The sequence below is a fragment of the Hymenobacter chitinivorans DSM 11115 genome (genome assembly GCF_002797555.1).
GTDB classification, from domain to species: Bacteria; Bacteroidota; Bacteroidia; order Cytophagales; family Hymenobacteraceae; genus Hymenobacter; species Hymenobacter chitinivorans.
Map to the genome: position 1 here is coordinate 437,556 of NZ_PGFA01000002.1, position 16,756 is coordinate 454,311.

The following is a 16,756-nucleotide window of genomic DNA, read 5'->3' on the forward strand; positions in this document are numbered from 1 at the left end:
GGAGCCGGCTCTGAATAGGCAATAGGAGGGGAGGAGTACCTAAAGAAAAAGGGAACACCGGAGCCGAGTGCTTCGCATGTTCCCCTCTTCTCAATAGGTAGCCGGACTATTCGTCGGCGGCCAGCTTCTCTTGGATACCTTCGTCTTCCGACTGCTTCTTGTCAGCTTCGTCCTTGTCGACTTTGCGCTCCGACAAGCCTTCTTCGATGGCCTTGCTGATGATACCGACGATCAGCGAAATCGACTTCGAGGCGTCGTCGTTAGCAGGGATGGGGAAGTTTACCAGCTCGGGGTTCGAGTTCGTATCGCAGATAGCGAAAACGGGGATACCGAGTTTCTGGGCTTCTTTAACGGCAATGTGCTCACGCTTTACGTCCACTACGAACAGGGCAGCGGGCAGGCGGCTCAGGTCGGCAATGCCGCCCAGTACACGCTCCAGCTTCTCCCGCTCGCGCGACAGCATCAGACGCTCACGCTTTGCAAGTGCTGCGTAGGCCGTGTTTTCCTTCACCATCTTGTCGATGGTGCTCATTTTCTTCAGCGACTTGCGAACCGTGGCGAAGTTGGTGAGCATGCCACCCAACCACCGGTCGGTAACGAATGGCATCTTCAGGCGCTTGGCCTCTTCGGTTACGATTTCCTGAGCCTGCTTCTTGGTAGCAACGAACATTACTTTCCGACCGCTCTTGGCGATGTTGCGGATAGCAGTAGCGGCTTGCTCCAGCGAAACCAGGGTTTTGTTCAGGTCAATGATATGGATGCCGTTCTTCTCCATGAAGATGTACGGCGCCATTTTCGGGTCCCACTTGCGCGTAAGGTGACCAAAGTGGGCACCTGCGTCGAGCAGTTCTTTATACGTGGTGGACTGAGCCATGATAAAATTCCTCTGGGTTTAGCGTTTCGAGAACTGGAACGAGCGACGAGCTTTGCGCTTGCCGAACTTTTTGCGTTCCACCATGCGGGGGTCACGGGTCAGGAAGCCTTCTTTTTTCAGGGCGGGACGCACTTCGGCGTTGTCACCCACGAGAGCTTTCGAGATGGCCAAACGGATGGCTTCAGCCTGGGCCGAGATGCCACCACCGCGCACGTTCACCTTGATGTCATACTGGTTGAGTTGCTCAACCGTGTTCAAAGGCTGGTTCACGATGTTTTCCAGGAGTTCATTGCCAAAGTAGGCTTTCATTTCCCGGCCGTTGATAGTGATATTCCCTTGCCCGGCTTGCATGTAGATGCGAGCCACCGAGGTTTTTCTTCTACCAGAGGTGTTGGAGATTTCCATTAATGAAAAATTAGAGAAAAAAAGGAAAGCTGGTGAGGCTTACAGGTTCTTCAGATCAACAGCTACCGGCTGCTGAGCTTGGTGGGGATGCTCGGCACCTTCGTACACGAACAGGTTGCGGAATTGCTCGCGGCCCAGACGGTTGCCGGGCAGCATGCCGCGTACAGCGTGCTCGATAACGCGGGTCGAGGATTTCTCCATCACCTCACGCATCGATTTGCGCTTCTGGCCACCGGGGTAGCCGGAGTGCGACACGTAAATTTTTTCGGTCATCTTTTTACCCGTCACGCGCAGTTTGTCGGCGTTGATAACGATAACCGAATCGCCGCAATCAGAGTTGGGCGTGAACGAAGGCTTGTGTTTGCCGCGCAGAATATTGGCAACTTGACTGGACAGACGGCCCAGGGTGTTGTCACCAGCATCAATCACGACCCAGCCCTTGTTGGCGTTGGCTTTGTTGACGGACACCGTCTTGAAGCTCAGATGATCCATTGGGGAGTTGAGTAAGCGTTTGAAAATGAGATAGAACCCAGCAAGGGTTCGGGAAAAACGGACACAAAGTTACCCTTTTTCGCTTACGAAGCAAAGGGGTAGACAGAATTATCCGCTTAAAACCCATTCACTTACCGGCGTTGGCCCTTTTGGCTCCCTGCCACCAACCCCAGAGTTAGTCAGGTTTGGGGCTAAAGGAGGCGCAAAGCCTAGCTATACTGCCGCAGCGTATCGACCAGGACCCGGAAATCCTTGGGGTAGGGAGCCTCCACGGTTACTTCCTCGCCTCCCAACCGGGTAAAGGTGAGCTTGGCCGCATGCAGAGCGAAACGCTTGATAAAGGGCTGCTCTTCCTCACCCTCCTTCATGTTGAACTTCTTCTTGAGCGTCGAGAGGTAGAAATCCTCACCCCCGTACACCACGTCGCCCACGATAGGGGCCTGCAGGTACATCAGGTGCAGGCGGATCTGGTGCATGCGGCCGGTGATGGGCACGCACTGCACCAGGGTGTGACGCGTGAATTGCTCCAGCGTGGTGAAGTAGGTTTCGGCAGGCTTGCCCTTGTAGGCCAGGCGCGCTTTACCTTTAGTGGTGGTTTCAATGCTGCGGTCTACCAGCTTGTTGTCGAACTGGTGCACGCCCCAGGCCACGGCGTGGTAGAGCTTTTTCACCTCGCGGTTTTCGAACTGCATCGAGAGGTGGCGGTAGGCTTCCGGGTTTTTGGCCAGGGCCAAAGCTCCCGAGGTTTCCTTGTCGAGGCGGTGGCAGGCCTGCATGTCGTCGGAGTACTCCCGGGCCATGCGCAGGATGTTGGGCGCGCCGCCTACCCGCTCGTCGAGCGTGGCCAGGAACGGGGGCTTGTTGATGACCACAAAGTCGTCGTCCTCGAACAGAATCAGGTCCTTAAAATCGATATTCTTCTTCATAGCGGGCCGCAAAGGTACGCCGAAGTCTTGGGAAGCTTAGGCCTCGGGCGCACTAACTTCGGCCGGGGCTTCGGTAGGCGCTTTGGGCAGGCGCGGCTTGGGCAGCTTAAATTCCAGAGTGGTGCCCACGCCCATTTCGCTGCGGACTCGAATGACCGACTTGTGGGCCTCCACAATATGCTTGCTGATAGCCAAACCCAGGCCCGAGCCGCCCGAGTCGCGGGACCGGCTTTTGTCGATGCGGTAAAACCGCTCGAAGATGCGGTTCTGGTGCTGCTTGGGGATGCCGGCCCCGTCGTCGCGCACGGCTACGCGGACCGTTTTGCTGCTTTCCACGAGGCTCACCGTGACGTGGCCGGCTTCCTTGCCGTACTTGATGGCGTTGTCAATCAGGTTGACCAGCACCTGCCGGATGCGGTTGCGGTCGGCCAGCACGGTAAGGGGCTCGGTGCTGAGGCTGGGTGGGAAAAGCTCCAGGGTGACGTGGCGCTGGGCGGCTTTGAGTTCAAGCTGCTCGAAAATTTCCCGGACCAGGGCCGCCAGGTCGAAGTTCTGCTTGCGCATGCGCACCACTCCTTTTTCCAGCTGCGAAATGGTCACCAAGTCCTGCACCAAGGCGTCTAGCGTGTCGAGGCTGGTGGCGGCTTTGGTCAGGAACTTTTGGCGCAGGAAGTCGTCGTCCATGTCCCCATCCAACACAGTGTGCAGAAAGCCCTGGGCGGCGAAAATGGGCGTTTTGAGCTCGTGCGACACGTCGGCCAGAAATTCGCGCCGCAGCACCTGCAGGCGCTTGAGCTCGTCAATTTCTTTCTCTTTACGCTCGGCCATTTCCAGGATTTCGTCCCGCATGCGCTTCAGCGGCTCGGGTCGAAACAAGAATTTGTTGGACAGCCGCCGAAACTCCTTGCGCTTGATGTTTTCCAGCCCGGCGTAGATGTTGTTGATTTCCCGGAACAGCAGGGCCTCAAACGAGAGGTATACCAGCAGAAAGCAGGCCGCTACGGTGATGCCCATGGCCAGGGAGGCCTGCTGAAACGGCAGCGTGGGCGCCACCCAGGCAAACGTAACCAGCACGCCGGCCACGAGCAGGGCAATCAGGCTGGCAATGGTGCGGGACGAGAGATTCACCTATGAAAGGTTGAAAAGTAAGAAAGTACAGCGCTTCATAAAGTTAAAAAAGAACGTCATGCTGAGCTTATCGAAGCATCTCTCCCGCCAAAGTAAAACCTAATTACTGTTGCAGTAGAGATGCTTCGATAAGCTCAGCATGACGCTTACCTTACGGTATAAGCCCTAGTCGGCGTTAAATTTGTAGCCCACGCCCTTGATGGTCTGGATGTGGTGGTCACCGACCTTTTCGCGCACTTTGCGCACGTGCACGTCCACGGTGCGGGCCAGCACGAAGACGTCGTTGCCCCAAATATTCTGGAGCAGCTCCTCGCGGCCGAAAACCTTGTGGGGCGAGGCGGCCAGGAAGGCCAGTAGCTCGAATTCCTTCTTGGGCAACGAAATTTTGCGCCCTTCCTGAAACACGGCAAAGCCGGTGCGGTCAATGGTCAGGCCGTTGATTTCGATGGTTTCCGATACGGCCGAGGTTTCATGGTCGCGGCGCACGTAGGCGGCCAGGCGGCTCATCAGGGCCCGGGGCTTGATGGGTTTGGCAATGAAGTCGTCGGCGCCGGCGTCGAAGGCGGCTACTTCCGAGAATTCCTCAGCCCGGGCCGTGAGGAAGATGATGTAGGTTTCCTTGAAGCGCGCCATGGCCCGCAGCTGCCGGCAGGTATCGATGCCGTCGAGGTGGGGCATCATCACGTCGAGCAGGATGATGTCGGGGTCAAACTGGGGGGCTACTTCCAGGGCTTTGCGGCCGTCGGGGGCGCTGGCCACGAGGTAGCCTTCTTTGCGCAGGTTATACTCAAGCAGTTCCACGATGTCCGGGTCATCATCAACTACCAGAATCTTGTAGGCGTTGGAGGAAGGGGTAGGGTGCACGGGGCGTGGGGTTTGAGGGTAAAAGAAAATGCGCGAGGTCAAAAATACTTCCTGCCGGATGGTAGCGCGTGTTACCTTTTTGTGAAGCGGCACCAGCGGGGCGGGCGTTTGCCGCAGGTTGCGCACCGATTCCACGGCCGCCAGCTTCCGTCGCAGGGTGGAAGGCGCCAGGCTGCGCAGCACGGGCTTGGGGCTCTTCTTCGGCAGGGCGTCGGTTAGCGACATGGTCTAAGGTTTGGTTGAATAAGGAAAGAAAAGAGCGTAAGCACGGGCGGAAGGCATAAAAAAAAGCGACCCGGACGGAGTCGCTTTTAGAAACGGAATCAATTTTTGGCCACCAGATTCAACCGGTTTCGCAGGCCTTGGTACTTGTACATATCGACTTTCACGGAGCCGACGAACATTTCAGCCTGAAATAGCACCGGAATTTTGTTCCGGTCGTCGGAGAGGTACACCGACACGGCGTTTTCTCCTTTAAATAGCTTGTTTTCGGGCATCTTCGGGACGAGGCGAATGGCGCGAATCACGCCGGCTTTCGTTTCGACCGTTTCCTTGCCCTTGTAGGTGACGTCCATGTTGAAGACCTCGTCGTCGAAGAAGCCCTGCACCCGGATGACCTCACCGACTTTGCGGTTGTCGTAGTTCAGAGTCCGCAGGAAGTAAAAGCCGCTGACGATGTCCTGAATGTTGTCGGGGGTTTTAAAGGAGCCTTTCTTAACTGGGTCCTGCTTGCGGTGGGTTTCGACCTGCACCAGGTTCTTGTTGTGGTCGAAATCCATGTACTCCTTTTTGCGGAAGCTGTTCTCCTCGATGTTCTGGAAGAAGCGCTGGGGCAAAATGCTCGTCGTATCGATGTAGGAGCGCCAGGTGTCGCGGATGCGCAGGAAGAAGTCGAAGGAGCCGGTGGTTTTGCCCGTGACGGTGGCCTTGTAGCAGGGCCGGTCGTTCACCTTGTGAATCTCGTCGGAGAGCTCCACGGTGGCCTCGGCGGCGTTGATCAGGCCGTAGTGCACTTTATAGCGCAGTACTTCACCCTTGGTAAAGCTATTGTTGGGAATGGTGCGCTCGGTTTTGGCCGTATCAAACGACCACAAAACAGCACTAAAAGCAAGAAGCAACGGAGAAAACAGGAGCCAGCGACGGTTCATGGAAAACGGCAAAATGGTTTTGGCCGATGCTTATTCAAACGAGATGCCAGCAAAGATACCAGTAAGCGCAGAAACTACATCGTACTTGGGCAAAAGGAACGCAAATGCGCGGACGGAGTTCCTTTACTTAGTTTCAGCCCAATAATATACGTACAAAAAAAGCCTTCCACTTTCGTAGGAAGGCTTTTTTTCGATGAACCAGGCAGTTTACTCGTCGTCTTCGTCCGTCGACTCATCGGTGGGAATGGCGGCCAGCGCGGCGGCGGGCTCACCTTTCACCATGTCGCGAATCTGCTGTTCGATTTTGTCGGCCAGCTCGGGGTTGTCGAGCAGAATCTGCTTGACGCCCTCGCGGCCCTGGCCGAGGCGGTTGCCTTCGTAGGAGAACCAGGAGCCCGACTTGGCAATAATGCCCATGTCGACGCCCAGGTCGAGAATCTCACCGACTTTGCTGATGCCTTCGCCGTAGATGATGTCGAACTCCACCACTTTGAACGGTGGCGCTACTTTGTTCTTCACCACCTTCACCTTGGTGCGGTTGCCGGTCACGTTGTCCTTGTCTTCTTTGATCTGGCCGATCCGACGAATGTCGAGACGAACCGAAGCGTAGAATTTGAGGGCGTTACCACCGGTCGTGGTTTCGGGGTTGCCGAACATCACGCCGATTTTTTCGCGCAGCTGGTTGATGAAGATGCAGCAGCAGCCGGTTTTGTTGATGGTACCAGTCAGCTTCCGCAGGGCCTGGCTCATCAGGCGGGCTTGCAAGCCCATCTTGGAGTCGCCCATGTCGCCTTCCAGTTCGCCTTTGGGCACCAGAGCGGCTACGGAGTCAATAACGATGATGTCGATGGCACCCGAGGAAATCAGGTGGTCGGCTATTTCCAGGGCTTGCTCACCGTTGTCGGGCTGAGCAATCAGCAGGTTCGTGGTGTCGATGCCCAGCTTTTCAGCGTAGGTCTTGTCGAAGGCGTGCTCGGCGTCGATAAACGCGGCGATACCGCCTTTTTTCTGGGCCTCGGCGATGCAGTGCATCGTGAGCGTGGTTTTACCGCTCGATTCGGGACCGTAGATTTCAACGACCCGGCCGCGGGGCAGGCCGCCGATGCCGAGCGCAATATCAAGACCGAGCGAGCCGGTGCTGATGGCCGGGATATCGACCACGCGCTCATCGCTCAGCTTCATGACGGTGCCTTTGCCGTAAGCTTTGTCAAGCTTGTCCATCGTGAGCTGAAGCGCCTTCATCTTCTCGACGTTGGCATTGACAGCTTTATCAGTGGTGGGTGCAGCCATTGGAATGGGGTTAGGGATAAATGCTTAGGTTTGGTGAATGTAGGCGTTTTGAGCCGCTAAAACAACCCGATCAGGGCCTTTTACGACATCTGACGTGGGGTGTTCCTGGTCGGCAATGGGTAACATAGCCGGGCTATATTTTGTCCCCACAATGCTAAAAAAATTTGCTGAATTTCGGGGTATAACTCAATGCTAAAATTTTTGTCAAAGCTAGTGCCTGATTCCCAGCTAAAACCAGTGGGGTTGGCTTTTCTGGGGTTGTTTTTTTTGTTGGCCGGTGCCCCAAAAAGTTGGGCCCAGCTCAACAACCGCGCCTTTTACCGTCCCATCGACCTAAAGCCCGAAAACGACCAGCAGCTGCGCCTGCAGGTTAGTGGGCTCCTCTTCAACAAGGACAACGAGTACTTCAACAAGATTGACGACGGCCGCACCTACTACGGCACCCAGCTGGCCCCGCGGCTGGTGTACTTCCCCAGCCCCAAGTTTCGGCTGGAGGCGGGCATCTTTCTGCAGAAGGACTACGGCACCGAAAAGCTGCGCATTGTGCAGCCTTTGTTTACCGCCATTTACCAGCACGGCCCGCACCGCCTGCTGCTGGGCAATATTCAGGGCCACGTGCAGCACGGCTACATCGAGCCCATGTTCGACTTCGAGCGGGTACTAACCACGCCGCTGGAGGAAGGCACTCAGTACCTGCTCTCCACCCGGCGGCTGACCTTGGACGCCTGGGTGAACTGGCAGCGGCAGCAGTACCGCTTCAGCAATTACCAGGAGGAGGTAGCCGGCGGCCTGGCCACCGAAGTCACGGTGCTGGAAGACTCGTTGGGTTGGCGCGTGGGCATTCCGTTTCAGTTTACCGGTAAGCACCTCGGCGGGCAGATTGACACCCTGGACAAGCCTCTGCAAACTTATTTCAACCTGGCTACCGGCCTGCGGGTGCGCAAAAAGCTGCCTTCCGACCTGTTTCAGGCGGTTTCCTTTGATGGCTACGTTACCCAGTTTATCGACTATTCCTTTACCCAGGAGCTGGCCTTTGATAAGGGCTACGGCATTTATCTGAATGCGGGGCTCAATACCAAGCTGTCGGATCTGCAGGTGGCCTACTGGCGGGGTAACGGCTACTTCTCCCCGCTGGGCGGGCGCCTGTACCGCTCTATCTCGTCGACCGTCAGTGACCCGCAATACACTGAGCGGTACCGGGAGCTGCTGATTTTGCGGGTGCTGAAGGACTACCAGCTAGCCGATAACCTCGTGCTGACCACCCGCTTCGAGCCACTGTATGATTTGGGCAACAAGTCCATCGACTTCTCCTTTGCCCTGTATCTGAACTTCAACCAGGAATTTCTGCTCACCACGCTGCGCCGTAACAAATAACGAAGAGCGGCTACGCAGCTACTGGCGTGAGGCTATAGTAATAGATTTCGGGCTGGTGGCGCTGGGGCCAGAGCCGGGGCCGGGGCGGCAGGCGGCGGAAGCCGGCCCGTTCGGCCACGGCACAGCTGCGCGGGTTGGTGGCGTAGCAGCGGATATCGAGCCGAACAGCGCCTAGCGGCATCTGGAAACCAAAAGCTACGGCGGCGGCCAGGGCTTCCTGGGCGTAGCCCTGGCCTTCGGCTTCCGCGGCCAAGTAATATCCGATTTCGGCCGTGACGGTGCGGCCCCAGACGGGCTTCAGGCTGATATCCCCCAAGTAAGTGCCCGCCTCGGTGTGCCAGATGCCGAGTACCAGCAGACGGCGCGAGTACCAGTCCTGGGTATAGCCCAGCAAAACCTGCTCGGCGTCGGCCAGGGTCTGGACGGCGGCCACCCGGGAAGGAAAGGCCGGCTGCAGCCGCTCCCGGTTCTGGTCGATGACGGTGAAGAAGGCTGCCGCGTCGGTGGGCGCGTAGGGGCGCAGGGTGAGGCGCGCGGTGCGGATAGGCGTACGGGAGGGGGCGGGAGGCAGCTCAGCAATACTCATAAGGACACGGCCAGAACACCTTTTCCTACACGCAGCGGCCGCTGGAAAGTTGGGGCGCCCGGCTCGACTTTTAGGATAACCTCCACTGCAGAATGCCGTTAAGTTTGAAAGCCGACGTACGCCGCGAGCCGCAAAATCAGGCTCTTTTTCAGGTGGGCTCGGAAATCTATTTACTTAACCACACGCATTATGAGCAGAAGATTGGAAGGCAAAGTAGCTATTGTTACCGGCGGTGGCGCGGGCATCGGCGAGGCCATCAGCAAGAAATTTGCCCGCGAGGGGGCCGCCGTTGTTGTCGTGGGTTTTGCCGAAGACCCGGTGGGCGAGGTCGTAGAAGACATTGTAGCGGCCGGGGGCCGGGCGGTGGCCTTCACCGGCGACATTTCCGACCAGGCCACGGCCGAAGCCTGCGTGCAGCAAGCCCTGAGTCAGTTCGGCAAGCTCGACGTGCTGGTGAACAATGCCGGCGTGTTTCCGGCCACCGACGAGCTGGACAAGTACCCGGTGGAGGCCTTCGAGTACATGATTAAAAACAACATCTACACCGTGTTTCACATGAGCCGGGCGGCCTTGCCGTATTTGCAGAAAACGCGGGGCAACATCATTTCGGCCGGCTCGGAGGCCGGGCAGATGGGCTCCCCGAACATCACGCCCTACGGCGGCACCAAGGCCTGGGTCATGACTTTCTCCAAGGGCCTGGCCGTGGAGCAGGCCAAGTACGGAGTGCGGGTCAACTGCGTGGGGCCGGGGCCCATCGATACGGCCTGGACCCACAAGGAAACCGGTCCGATGGATAAAAAGATGGAGAAAAATACGGTGGAAGGCGTCCCGATGGGCCGCCGCGGCACGCCCGAGGAAGTAGCCAACGTGTACCTATTCCTGGCTTCCGACGAGGCCAGCTACGTAACCGGCGCCACCTACTTCGTGGACGGCGGGGTGACTTCCTCCAAGAGCCTGCCCGGCGAGGAAGTGCCGAGCGAGCTGAAAAAGGAGCCGGCCGGCGAGTTGGTGCTGAACCATTCTCAGGACGGGCACGCCGAAATCCGGCCCGAAGACACGGGCCACATGAGCAGCTAAACGGGCCGCAAAGCCAAAAGAAAAAAGCCACCCGCAACCGGGTGGCTTTTTTAGTATTCCGAAAAACTGGGGCTACTTTTTTAGGGCCACGCCGGTGCTCAGGTGGGGGTGCTGGTACTGTACGGGGCTGCCCAGGGCCTGCTGAATGCGCATTACGTTGACCAGGCGGGCCGTTTCGTTGAAATACTCCAGGCGGCGAATCAGCATTTCCTTGGTCAGCACGCGGCCTTCGGGGGTGCGCATAAAGGAGCGTTTATCTTCCAGGATGCGGCGCATAATTGCTTCAGTTTCGGCTTCCTGCCGCAGGTACTGCTCTTCGAACTCCGCCAAGCGGGCTAGGCCTTCGGTGGTGAGGCGGTACGTAGCGCCAGCCGTGTTGAGCACTTCGCAAAGCACGTAGACTTCCAGGGGCAGCGAAGTTTCCAGGGGCGTGGTGCGCAAATCAAGGCCGGCCCGCAGCGCGTCGAGGATGATGCCGATGTTGCGCTCAAATTGCTGATAGTAGCCGAGGACTTCCACAGGGAAAAGGGTTGGTTGTTGGTTGATGATTGTTGGGAGCTGATTGACAATCGTGGACTGGTATGTTCAACAACTATCAATCAACACCTCTACAGTAATTCTTTGACGATTTGGTCGATGCTGATGCCTTCGGCTTCGGCCTTGAAGTTGCGCACCAGGCGGTGGCGCAGAATCGGGCCGGCAATGGCTTTCACGTCTTCGATGTCAGGGGAGTATTTGCCGTTGAGCAGGGCGTTGCACTTGGCCCCCACAATCAGGTGCTGCGAGGCCCGCGGCCCGGCGCCCCATTCCAGCATCTGATTGACGCGGGCTGCGGCCCGGTCCGTATTCGGCCGGGTTTTGTGCACCAGACTCACGGCGTACTCCACCACGTTGTCGGCCACGGGCACGCGGCGCACCAGCTGCTGATAGGCCTGAATATCGTCGGAGTGCAGGATTTTGTTGACGCTCGGCTTCTTGTCGGACGTTGTATTCTTCACAATCTGCAGCTCGGCCTCGTAGCTGGGGTAGCCTAGCTCGATGTTGAACATAAACCGGTCGAGCTGGGCTTCGGGCAGCGGGTAGGTGCCTTCCTGCTCAATCGGGTTCTGGGTGGCCAGCACGAAGAACGGCCGCTCCAGCCCGTAACGCTTACCGGCCACGGTCACGGCGTACTCCTGCATGCTTTCGAGCAGGGCGGCCTGGGTTTTGGGCGGCGTCCGGTTGATTTCGTCGGCCAGCACGATGTTGGCAAACACGGGTCCTTTCACAAACTGGAAGTCGCGCTGCTGGTTCATCGTCTCCGAGCCCACGATGTCGGAAGGCATCAGGTCGGGCGTGAACTGAATCCGGTTGAAGGACAAGTCGAGCGAGTCGGCAATGGTTTGAATCAGCAGGGTTTTGGCCAAACCCGGCACGCCCACCAGCAGGCAGTGGCCCTGGGAAAACACGGCCGTCAAGACCAGCCGGACAACCTCATCCTGGCCAATAATGACCTTGCCGATTTCCTGGCGCAACGTACGGTAGGAGGCGGCCAGGGCGTCGGCAGCTTCTTTATCAGAAGAGAAAGTGCGCATGAAGAAGTGAATGAGTGAAGTAGCGAATGAGTGAATGAATAATAGAGAGAGTTGTTTTACCGCGCTAAATGCGCTGCCAGAACATAAAACTCACTCAATCACTCAATCACTCACCGTTAATAAACCGCGTCCAGCAGTTTGCAGTCGGCGTACTGCGGGTCGGCTTCGAGGAAGACGGAGCCGCGGTTTTTGAGGAACCACTCATCCAGCGCCTTGTTTTTCTTTTCGGTCAGGGCCGCCTGGGCAATTTTCTGGTAGTCGTCCTTCAGGTTGGCCTGGTGGGGCGGGGTGTTCGACTTGAGCCAAATGATGCGCATGGCGTCCTTGCCGTCGTCGGTGCGGTAGGGCAGGGGCGGAGTGATGTGGCCCACTTTCATCGTGTCGATGGTAAAGAAGATGGCTGGGTCGAGCTTATCGAGGGGCAGATAGGTGCCGCCGTCCTGGCGGTTGGGCAGCAAACCGCCGTTGCCGCTGGTTTGCTTGTCATCCGACATATCCTTGGCCGCCTTGGCAAACGAGATACTGTCGCCCAGGATGCGGCGGCGCAGCTTGGCCAGCTGGTTAGCGGCTTCGTTCACGTCGTTGCCGCCCGAAGTGGGCTTGAGCAGGATGTGGCGGGTGCTGTAGCTGTCCCCTTTGCGCTCAATGAGCTGAATCAGGTGAAAGCCGAACTGCGACTCGACGATGGGCGAGAGTTGACCGGGCTCCAGCTTCAGCGCGGCCGCCTCGTACTCGGGCACCAGCTCCCGGCGCTTAAAAAAGCCCAGGTAGCCGCCCTGCGCCCCGGAGCCGGGGTCTTCCGAGTATTGCTTGGCCAGGGTTTCGAAGCTTTCCCCACCCTGAATCCGGGCCCGGATGTCGTTAAGCTTGGCAATGGTTTCCTGTTTGGCCTTGGGGTTAACTTGGGCCAGCTTCACAATCTGGCCTACTTCCACCTCCGTGGAGTAGTAGGGCAGGCTGTCTTTGGGAATCCGGTTGAAGTACTGGCGCACCTCGCGCGGGGTCACGGTGACTTTGCCGGCAATCTGCTCCTGCATTTTCTGCTGGATCAGCTGCTCCTTCACCTGGGGGCGCAGGTCGTCCTTGAGCTGCTTAAGGGGCTTGTTATAGTACTCCTCCAGCTTTTTCTCGGAGCCAATCTGCTGCACGAAATACGCCATGCGGCGGTCCAGCTCATTTTTCACCTGGCTGTCTTCGACCACCACCGAGTCGGTTTCGGCCTTGGCCAGCATCAGCTTGTTGAGCACGATGCTCTGCAGGATTTTGCAGCGCAGGTCGGGCGGCAGGGGCTTGCCCTGGGCCTGCTGCACCTGCTGGGCGTAGGCAATTTCCAGGTCGGAACGCAGCACAATCTGGTTGTCGACCTTCACGATAATAGCATCCGCAATCTGCCGACCGGCGGGGCGCCCGATACCAAGCTGGGCGAAACTTGTACTAACTGTGCCGGCCAGCAAACCCATGCCAAGCAGGGCCACGCGGGCCGACGTACGAACGAATTGAATCATGGAATCGAAAAGAGTAATGCCCGCGGCAGCCGTGCGTGCTGCACTTGCCGGGGCCAGCCGACTTCTGAAACGCAGAAAGTCGCCCGTAAATTTCAACATAAATCCTTTCTCCGGCAAAAACAACGGTTTAGGTGCCGCCGCAGGCCGGGAAGTAGCCTAAGGAGTCGGGCGGGGGCCGGGGCGTTGCATGGGTGGCGCCAGCAAAAAAGAAGCCCCGGCATCAACCGAGGCTTCTGGCAGGAGTAGCGCCGGAAAGTCCGGGCCGTTTATTTAGTGACCAGCTTATCGACTTCGGGCTGGTTGATTTTCACCGGGTACTGCTCGCGCAGCTGCGCAATCCACTGCTTCTCCAGGAAGTTCTGGTAGTCGGAAGTGGCTTGGCCGCGGGCTTCGGTCAGCGTTTTAGGGCCGGCGGGCAGCACCTTGTCGATGGTCACGGCGTAGTAGCGGCCGTCTTTGTTGACGGTGTAAGAGCCGGGGCCTTTGCTCAGGAGCTCATCCACCACTTTGTTGTCGCCTTTCTGGAAGCTGCGCTGCTGAATCTGCACGGCCAGCGGGTTCTGCTCGTTGAGGCTTTCCTCCAGGGCCGTGGGGCTGGTGCTGGTCAGGGCCAACGTGGCGGCTCCGTCGGCGGTAGCGGTTTTGACGGTCGTCGTCGTGATGCGGCGGGCTACGGCACCTTTGCCTACCAAGTACGATTTCACCCGGGTTGCGCGCGCAGCGGCGAGGCCTGCTGCTTCCCCCCGCTTGGGGTGGCCCGTTACGGTGAGCGTCAGCGTAGTGTCGGATACCAGTCGGCTAGCCAGACGTTCCAGGTTGGCCCAATCGGCCTTCAGGATGGTGACTTTGCCGGGCTGGAAATTAACCGTTTGGGGCACGACGCGCTTCACCTGGTAGCGGCCAGCCTTCAGTTGGGTCTGGGCCTGCTGGAGCAGGGCGGGAGTGGCTGCGCTGATAACGGTACCCTGCACGCGCGGCTCCCACTGGTACTTGCTCTGGTTTTCGGTGAAGAACTTTTGCAGCCCCACCGTATCCTCAATGGCTTTGGACCACACTTTCTCGTCCATGAGCTGGAACAGCAGAATTCCGTCGCGGTACTCCTTCACGAGCATGCGGTAGTCTTCGTACTTGGTTTCCAGGTTGGCTTTTTCGTAATCGGTCAGCGTTTGGTCCACGTACTGGTCGTAGAGCTGCTGCATGCTAAACTTGGGGTCGGCTCCGGCCTTGGCACGCTGGTTTTGCTGCACGTAGGTCAGGAAGTCCTTTACCAGGTAGGGCTTGTCTTTGATGGTAAACAGGGCCGTATTGTCGCCCACGGTCTTGCTGGCCTTGGCGGGGGCGGCGGGGGCCGTGTACTTAAAGCGGCCGTTGACCAGCGACGTGTCGGCTTTGGCAAACACGTAGTCTTTACCGGCTTTGTTCTCGGTAAATTGGTTTTCGGTGCGGATGCGCTTCAGGAAAGCGGCGCGGTTCAGCTCCGAGCGGGAGTCTTTCGACACCTTGCTTTTCAGCGAGGCTTCCATGTCCTCAAACTTGGGCACGGGCTGCTTTTCAATCAGCTTGATGATGTGCCAGCCGTAGGGCGTCTGCACGGGGGCCGACAAGTCGCCGGGGTTCTGAAGGCGGAAAGCGGCTTCCTCGAAGGAGGGAATCATGCGGCCCGTGCCGAAGGGGGGCAGTTCCCCGCCGTTGGCGGCCGAGCCGGCGTCTTCCGAAAACTGGGCTACCAGCTTTTCCCAGGGCTCCTTGCGCTGCAGGCGGCTGTAGAGCTCATCAATTTTCTTTTTGGCCGTAACCGAGTCGGCCTTGGGCATGCTGGGCGTGGCCCGAATCATGAGGTGAGCCACTTTGATTTCGCCCTGGGCCGTGCGCACATCGTTCACCTTGATGAGGTGGTAGCCGAAGCGGGTACGCACCGGCTGCGAGATTTCGCCCACTTTGGTGCGGTACGCGGCAGACTCAAACGGGTAGACCATCTGCATGGCCGTGAAGTAACCCAGCTTGCCGCCATTGTCGCGGGCGGAGGGGTCCTCGGAGGTTTCGGCGGCTACTTTGTTGAAGTCTTCTCCGCCGGTAACGCGCTGGCGCAGGGCCACGATTTTGTTGTAGGCAACCAGCGTATCGGCCGGGGCGGCGTCGGGGGCCAGGCGAATCAGGATGTGGGAGGCACTGACCTCCTTGCTCATCCGGTCGTAGGCCTCGCGCACCAGCTGGTCGGTTACGCTCTTTTCCGTCAGGTAGGGCTGGGCCAGCTGCTGTTTATAGCCTTCCAGCTCGCGCTTGAAAGCCTGGGTGGTATCGAGGCCGCGCTGCTCGGCTTCCAGCACCTTGAGCTTGAAGTTGGTGTACAGGTCCAGGTACTCCTGCACGCTGGGACGGGTGCCAAACTCGGGCGCAGTGCCGTTGTTCTTACGATACACGTACGCAAACTCCCCGGCGGGCACCTCGTGGGTCCCGAGCGTTTCAATGACGGGCTGTTTGGCGGTGGTAACTGATTTGGTAGTCTGGCAGCCAGCGGCCAGCAGGGCAGCGGCCAGCGGGCCGGCGTACAAAATGCGTTTGTGCATACAATAAGTAAGATACTACAAAGCGTACAGCCACCGGGAGGGGAAAGGACGGAAGGCTGACTGACGCAATTTTACGCATTTTTTTTGGGCTGCCGCTGCCGGGCAAGTTCGGCCTCGGGCATAAAAAAAGCCCTTCCGACGGGAAGGGCTTTTTCGGGTGGATTTTGGCTTACCCAATGCGTTTATAGAGGCGGCACACGTTGTGGGTGCCCGTGGTCGTAAACTCGACCCGGTCCATGATACGGTTGACGAGAGTCATGCCTACGCCGCCTTTCTTGCCGACGCGGATGTGCTCCTGCAAATCGGGCTCTTTGTATAAGGAAGGCTGGTAGGAAGATTTGCTGTCGTCCTCAATTTCAATTTCGAAAACCTGCTTTTCCATCATCACCCGCAAGTCCAGAAACTGGGACTCATCCTCGTGGTTGGCGTGGATAATCAGGTTGGCCACTACTTCATCGACGGCCAGAATAATCTGGTTGAGCTGCAAATCCGACAGGCCATAAGCAGCCAGGTAGCTGCTTACAAAATCGCGCACCACCTTGAGGTTGTGGCGGCTACAGCTGATGCGGATTGCGTTTTCCATTCCCTCCTGTACCCCTGAAGCTTAAATAGCAGTGGCTTCGGCCTCGGAAGGCACGATAGTCATCAGGGCGTCCAGGCCCAGAATTTCGAAGACGTTGTGGACTTTTTCCTGCATGTTGAAGAATACCAGCTTCACGTTGGCATCCTGAAAGCGCTGCAGGTGGGAAATGAAAACCCCCAAGCCCGCCGACGAAATATAGTTGAGGCGCTGGCAGTCAATGAGCACTTTCTTGTAGTCGAGTACTTCGGGCTTGGTCAGCTCGGTATCCAGCAAAACGGAAGAGCTGGCGTCCAGCTCGCCGTCGAGGCTGAGGGTGAGGGTATTTTCGGTGGTTTGTTGATTTATTTTCATGCCTCCACTGTA

Annotated in this window: 17 protein-coding genes; 2 read left to right on the forward strand and 15 right to left on the reverse strand. The window is 57.9% G+C overall.

From position 1 onward, the window contains the following. Positions 1-106: 106 nt before the first annotated feature. From rpsB to recA, 8 genes are all read right to left on the reverse strand, one after another. Positions 107-874 carry a 30S ribosomal protein S2 gene (gene rpsB / locus CLV45_RS15505; protein WP_100337368.1) on the reverse strand — a complete coding sequence of 256 codons (768 nt, stop codon included), beginning with the start codon at positions 872-874 and terminating at the stop codon, positions 107-109. An 18-nt stretch (positions 875-892) separates the two neighbouring features. After that, positions 893-1,279, reverse strand: a complete 387-nt coding sequence (gene rpsI, locus CLV45_RS15510; RefSeq protein WP_100337369.1) for a 30S ribosomal protein S9 — start codon at positions 1,277-1,279, stop codon at positions 893-895. Between the two features lie 39 nt (positions 1,280-1,318). After that, positions 1,319-1,771, reverse strand: a complete 453-nt coding sequence (gene rplM / locus CLV45_RS15515; RefSeq protein ID WP_100337370.1) for a 50S ribosomal protein L13 — start codon at positions 1,769-1,771, stop codon at positions 1,319-1,321. Positions 1,772-1,980: 209 nt separating this feature from the next. Next, positions 1,981-2,697, reverse strand: a complete 717-nt coding sequence (locus CLV45_RS15520; protein WP_100337371.1) for an RluA family pseudouridine synthase — start codon at positions 2,695-2,697, stop codon at positions 1,981-1,983. Positions 2,698-2,733: 36 nt separating this feature from the next. Next, positions 2,734-3,825, reverse strand: a complete 1,092-nt coding sequence (locus CLV45_RS15525; protein ID WP_100337372.1) for a sensor histidine kinase — start codon at positions 3,823-3,825, stop codon at positions 2,734-2,736. Between the two features lie 165 nt (positions 3,826-3,990). After that, positions 3,991-4,689, reverse strand: coding sequence for a response regulator transcription factor (locus tag CLV45_RS15530; RefSeq protein WP_245882901.1), 699 nt, complete (start codon positions 4,687-4,689; stop codon positions 3,991-3,993). A gap of 323 nt (positions 4,690-5,012) precedes the next feature. Further along, a complete protein-coding gene (locus tag CLV45_RS15535; protein WP_245882884.1) occupies positions 5,013-5,783 on the reverse strand; it encodes a DUF3108 domain-containing protein in 771 nt (256 codons plus the stop codon). 261 nt (positions 5,784-6,044) lie between these two features. Continuing rightward, the gene (gene recA, locus CLV45_RS15540) at positions 6,045-7,127 is read right to left on the reverse strand and encodes a recombinase RecA (protein ID WP_100337375.1); all 1,083 of its coding nucleotides are present in this window, start codon (positions 7,125-7,127) and stop codon (positions 6,045-6,047) included. Between the two features lie 270 nt (positions 7,128-7,397). On the opposite strand from recA, the gene CLV45_RS15545 reads away from it, so the two are divergent. Further along, positions 7,398-8,501 carry a hypothetical protein gene (locus CLV45_RS15545; protein WP_157807555.1) on the forward strand — a complete coding sequence of 368 codons (1,104 nt, stop codon included), beginning with the start codon at positions 7,398-7,400 and terminating at the stop codon, positions 8,499-8,501. Between the two features lie 10 nt (positions 8,502-8,511). Here CLV45_RS15545 and CLV45_RS15550 read toward each other — a convergent pair whose 3' ends face one another. After that, on the reverse strand, positions 8,512-9,087 hold the full coding sequence (locus tag CLV45_RS15550) for a GNAT family N-acetyltransferase (RefSeq protein ID WP_100337377.1): 576 nt from the start codon (positions 9,085-9,087) through the stop codon (positions 8,512-8,514). A 189-nt stretch (positions 9,088-9,276) separates the two neighbouring features. Here CLV45_RS15550 and CLV45_RS15555 point away from each other — a divergent pair, with 189 nt between their 5' ends. Further along, positions 9,277-10,164, forward strand: a complete 888-nt coding sequence (locus CLV45_RS15555) for an SDR family NAD(P)-dependent oxidoreductase (protein ID WP_100337378.1) — start codon at positions 9,277-9,279, stop codon at positions 10,162-10,164. Positions 10,165-10,236: 72 nt separating this feature from the next. Here the strand turns inward: CLV45_RS15555 and CLV45_RS15560 are convergent, their stop codons facing one another. The 6 genes from CLV45_RS15560 to CLV45_RS15585 form a co-directional block, all read right to left on the reverse strand. Further along, entirely contained in the window at positions 10,237-10,683 is a 447-nt protein-coding gene (locus tag CLV45_RS15560; protein WP_100337379.1) for a hypothetical protein, read from the reverse strand. An 89-nt stretch (positions 10,684-10,772) separates the two neighbouring features. Continuing rightward, complete coding sequence (locus CLV45_RS15565) at positions 10,773-11,738, reverse strand: AAA family ATPase (protein WP_100337380.1); 966 nt, start codon at positions 11,736-11,738, stop codon at positions 10,773-10,775. Between the two features lie 116 nt (positions 11,739-11,854). Next, on the reverse strand, positions 11,855-13,243 hold the full coding sequence (locus CLV45_RS15570) for a peptidylprolyl isomerase (RefSeq protein WP_100337381.1): 1,389 nt from the start codon (positions 13,241-13,243) through the stop codon (positions 11,855-11,857). Between the two features lie 266 nt (positions 13,244-13,509). After that, positions 13,510-15,810, reverse strand: a complete 2,301-nt coding sequence (locus CLV45_RS15575; RefSeq protein ID WP_100337382.1) for a peptidylprolyl isomerase — start codon at positions 15,808-15,810, stop codon at positions 13,510-13,512. A gap of 169 nt (positions 15,811-15,979) precedes the next feature. Further along, positions 15,980-16,393, reverse strand: coding sequence for an ATP-binding protein (locus CLV45_RS15580; protein ID WP_100337383.1), 414 nt, complete (start codon positions 16,391-16,393; stop codon positions 15,980-15,982). A 21-nt stretch (positions 16,394-16,414) separates the two neighbouring features. Then, the gene (locus CLV45_RS15585) at positions 16,415-16,744 is read right to left on the reverse strand and encodes an STAS domain-containing protein (protein WP_100337384.1); all 330 of its coding nucleotides are present in this window, start codon (positions 16,742-16,744) and stop codon (positions 16,415-16,417) included. Between the last annotated feature and the right edge of the window lie 12 nt (positions 16,745-16,756).

Bases quoted from the DNA above. Each gene is read 5' to 3' on its own strand.
- rpsB (WP_100337368.1), bottom strand. From the start codon at position 874: ATGGCTCAGTCCACCACGTATAAAGAACTGCTCGACGCAGGTGCCCAC.
- rpsI (WP_100337369.1), bottom strand. From the start codon at position 1,279: ATGGAAATCTCCAACACCTCTGGTAGAAGAAAAACCTCGGTGGCTCGC.
- rplM (WP_100337370.1), bottom strand. From the start codon at position 1,771: ATGGATCATCTGAGCTTCAAGACGGTGTCCGTCAACAAAGCCAACGCC.
- CLV45_RS15520 (WP_100337371.1), bottom strand. From the start codon at position 2,697: ATGAAGAAGAATATCGATTTTAAGGACCTGATTCTGTTCGAGGACGAC.
- recA (WP_100337375.1), bottom strand. From the start codon at position 7,127: ATGGCTGCACCCACCACTGATAAAGCTGTCAATGCCAACGTCGAGAAG.
- CLV45_RS15550 (WP_100337377.1), bottom strand. From the start codon at position 9,087: ATGAGTATTGCTGAGCTGCCTCCCGCCCCCTCCCGTACGCCTATCCGC.
- CLV45_RS15555 (WP_100337378.1), top strand. From the start codon at position 9,277: ATGAGCAGAAGATTGGAAGGCAAAGTAGCTATTGTTACCGGCGGTGGC.
- CLV45_RS15565 (WP_100337380.1), bottom strand. From the start codon at position 11,738: ATGCGCACTTTCTCTTCTGATAAAGAAGCTGCCGACGCCCTGGCCGCC.
- CLV45_RS15570 (WP_100337381.1), bottom strand. From the start codon at position 13,243: ATGATTCAATTCGTTCGTACGTCGGCCCGCGTGGCCCTGCTTGGCATG.
- CLV45_RS15575 (WP_100337382.1), bottom strand. From the start codon at position 15,810: ATGCACAAACGCATTTTGTACGCCGGCCCGCTGGCCGCTGCCCTGCTG.
- CLV45_RS15580 (WP_100337383.1), bottom strand. From the start codon at position 16,393: ATGGAAAACGCAATCCGCATCAGCTGTAGCCGCCACAACCTCAAGGTG.
- CLV45_RS15585 (WP_100337384.1), bottom strand. From the start codon at position 16,744: ATGAAAATAAATCAACAAACCACCGAAAATACCCTCACCCTCAGCCTC.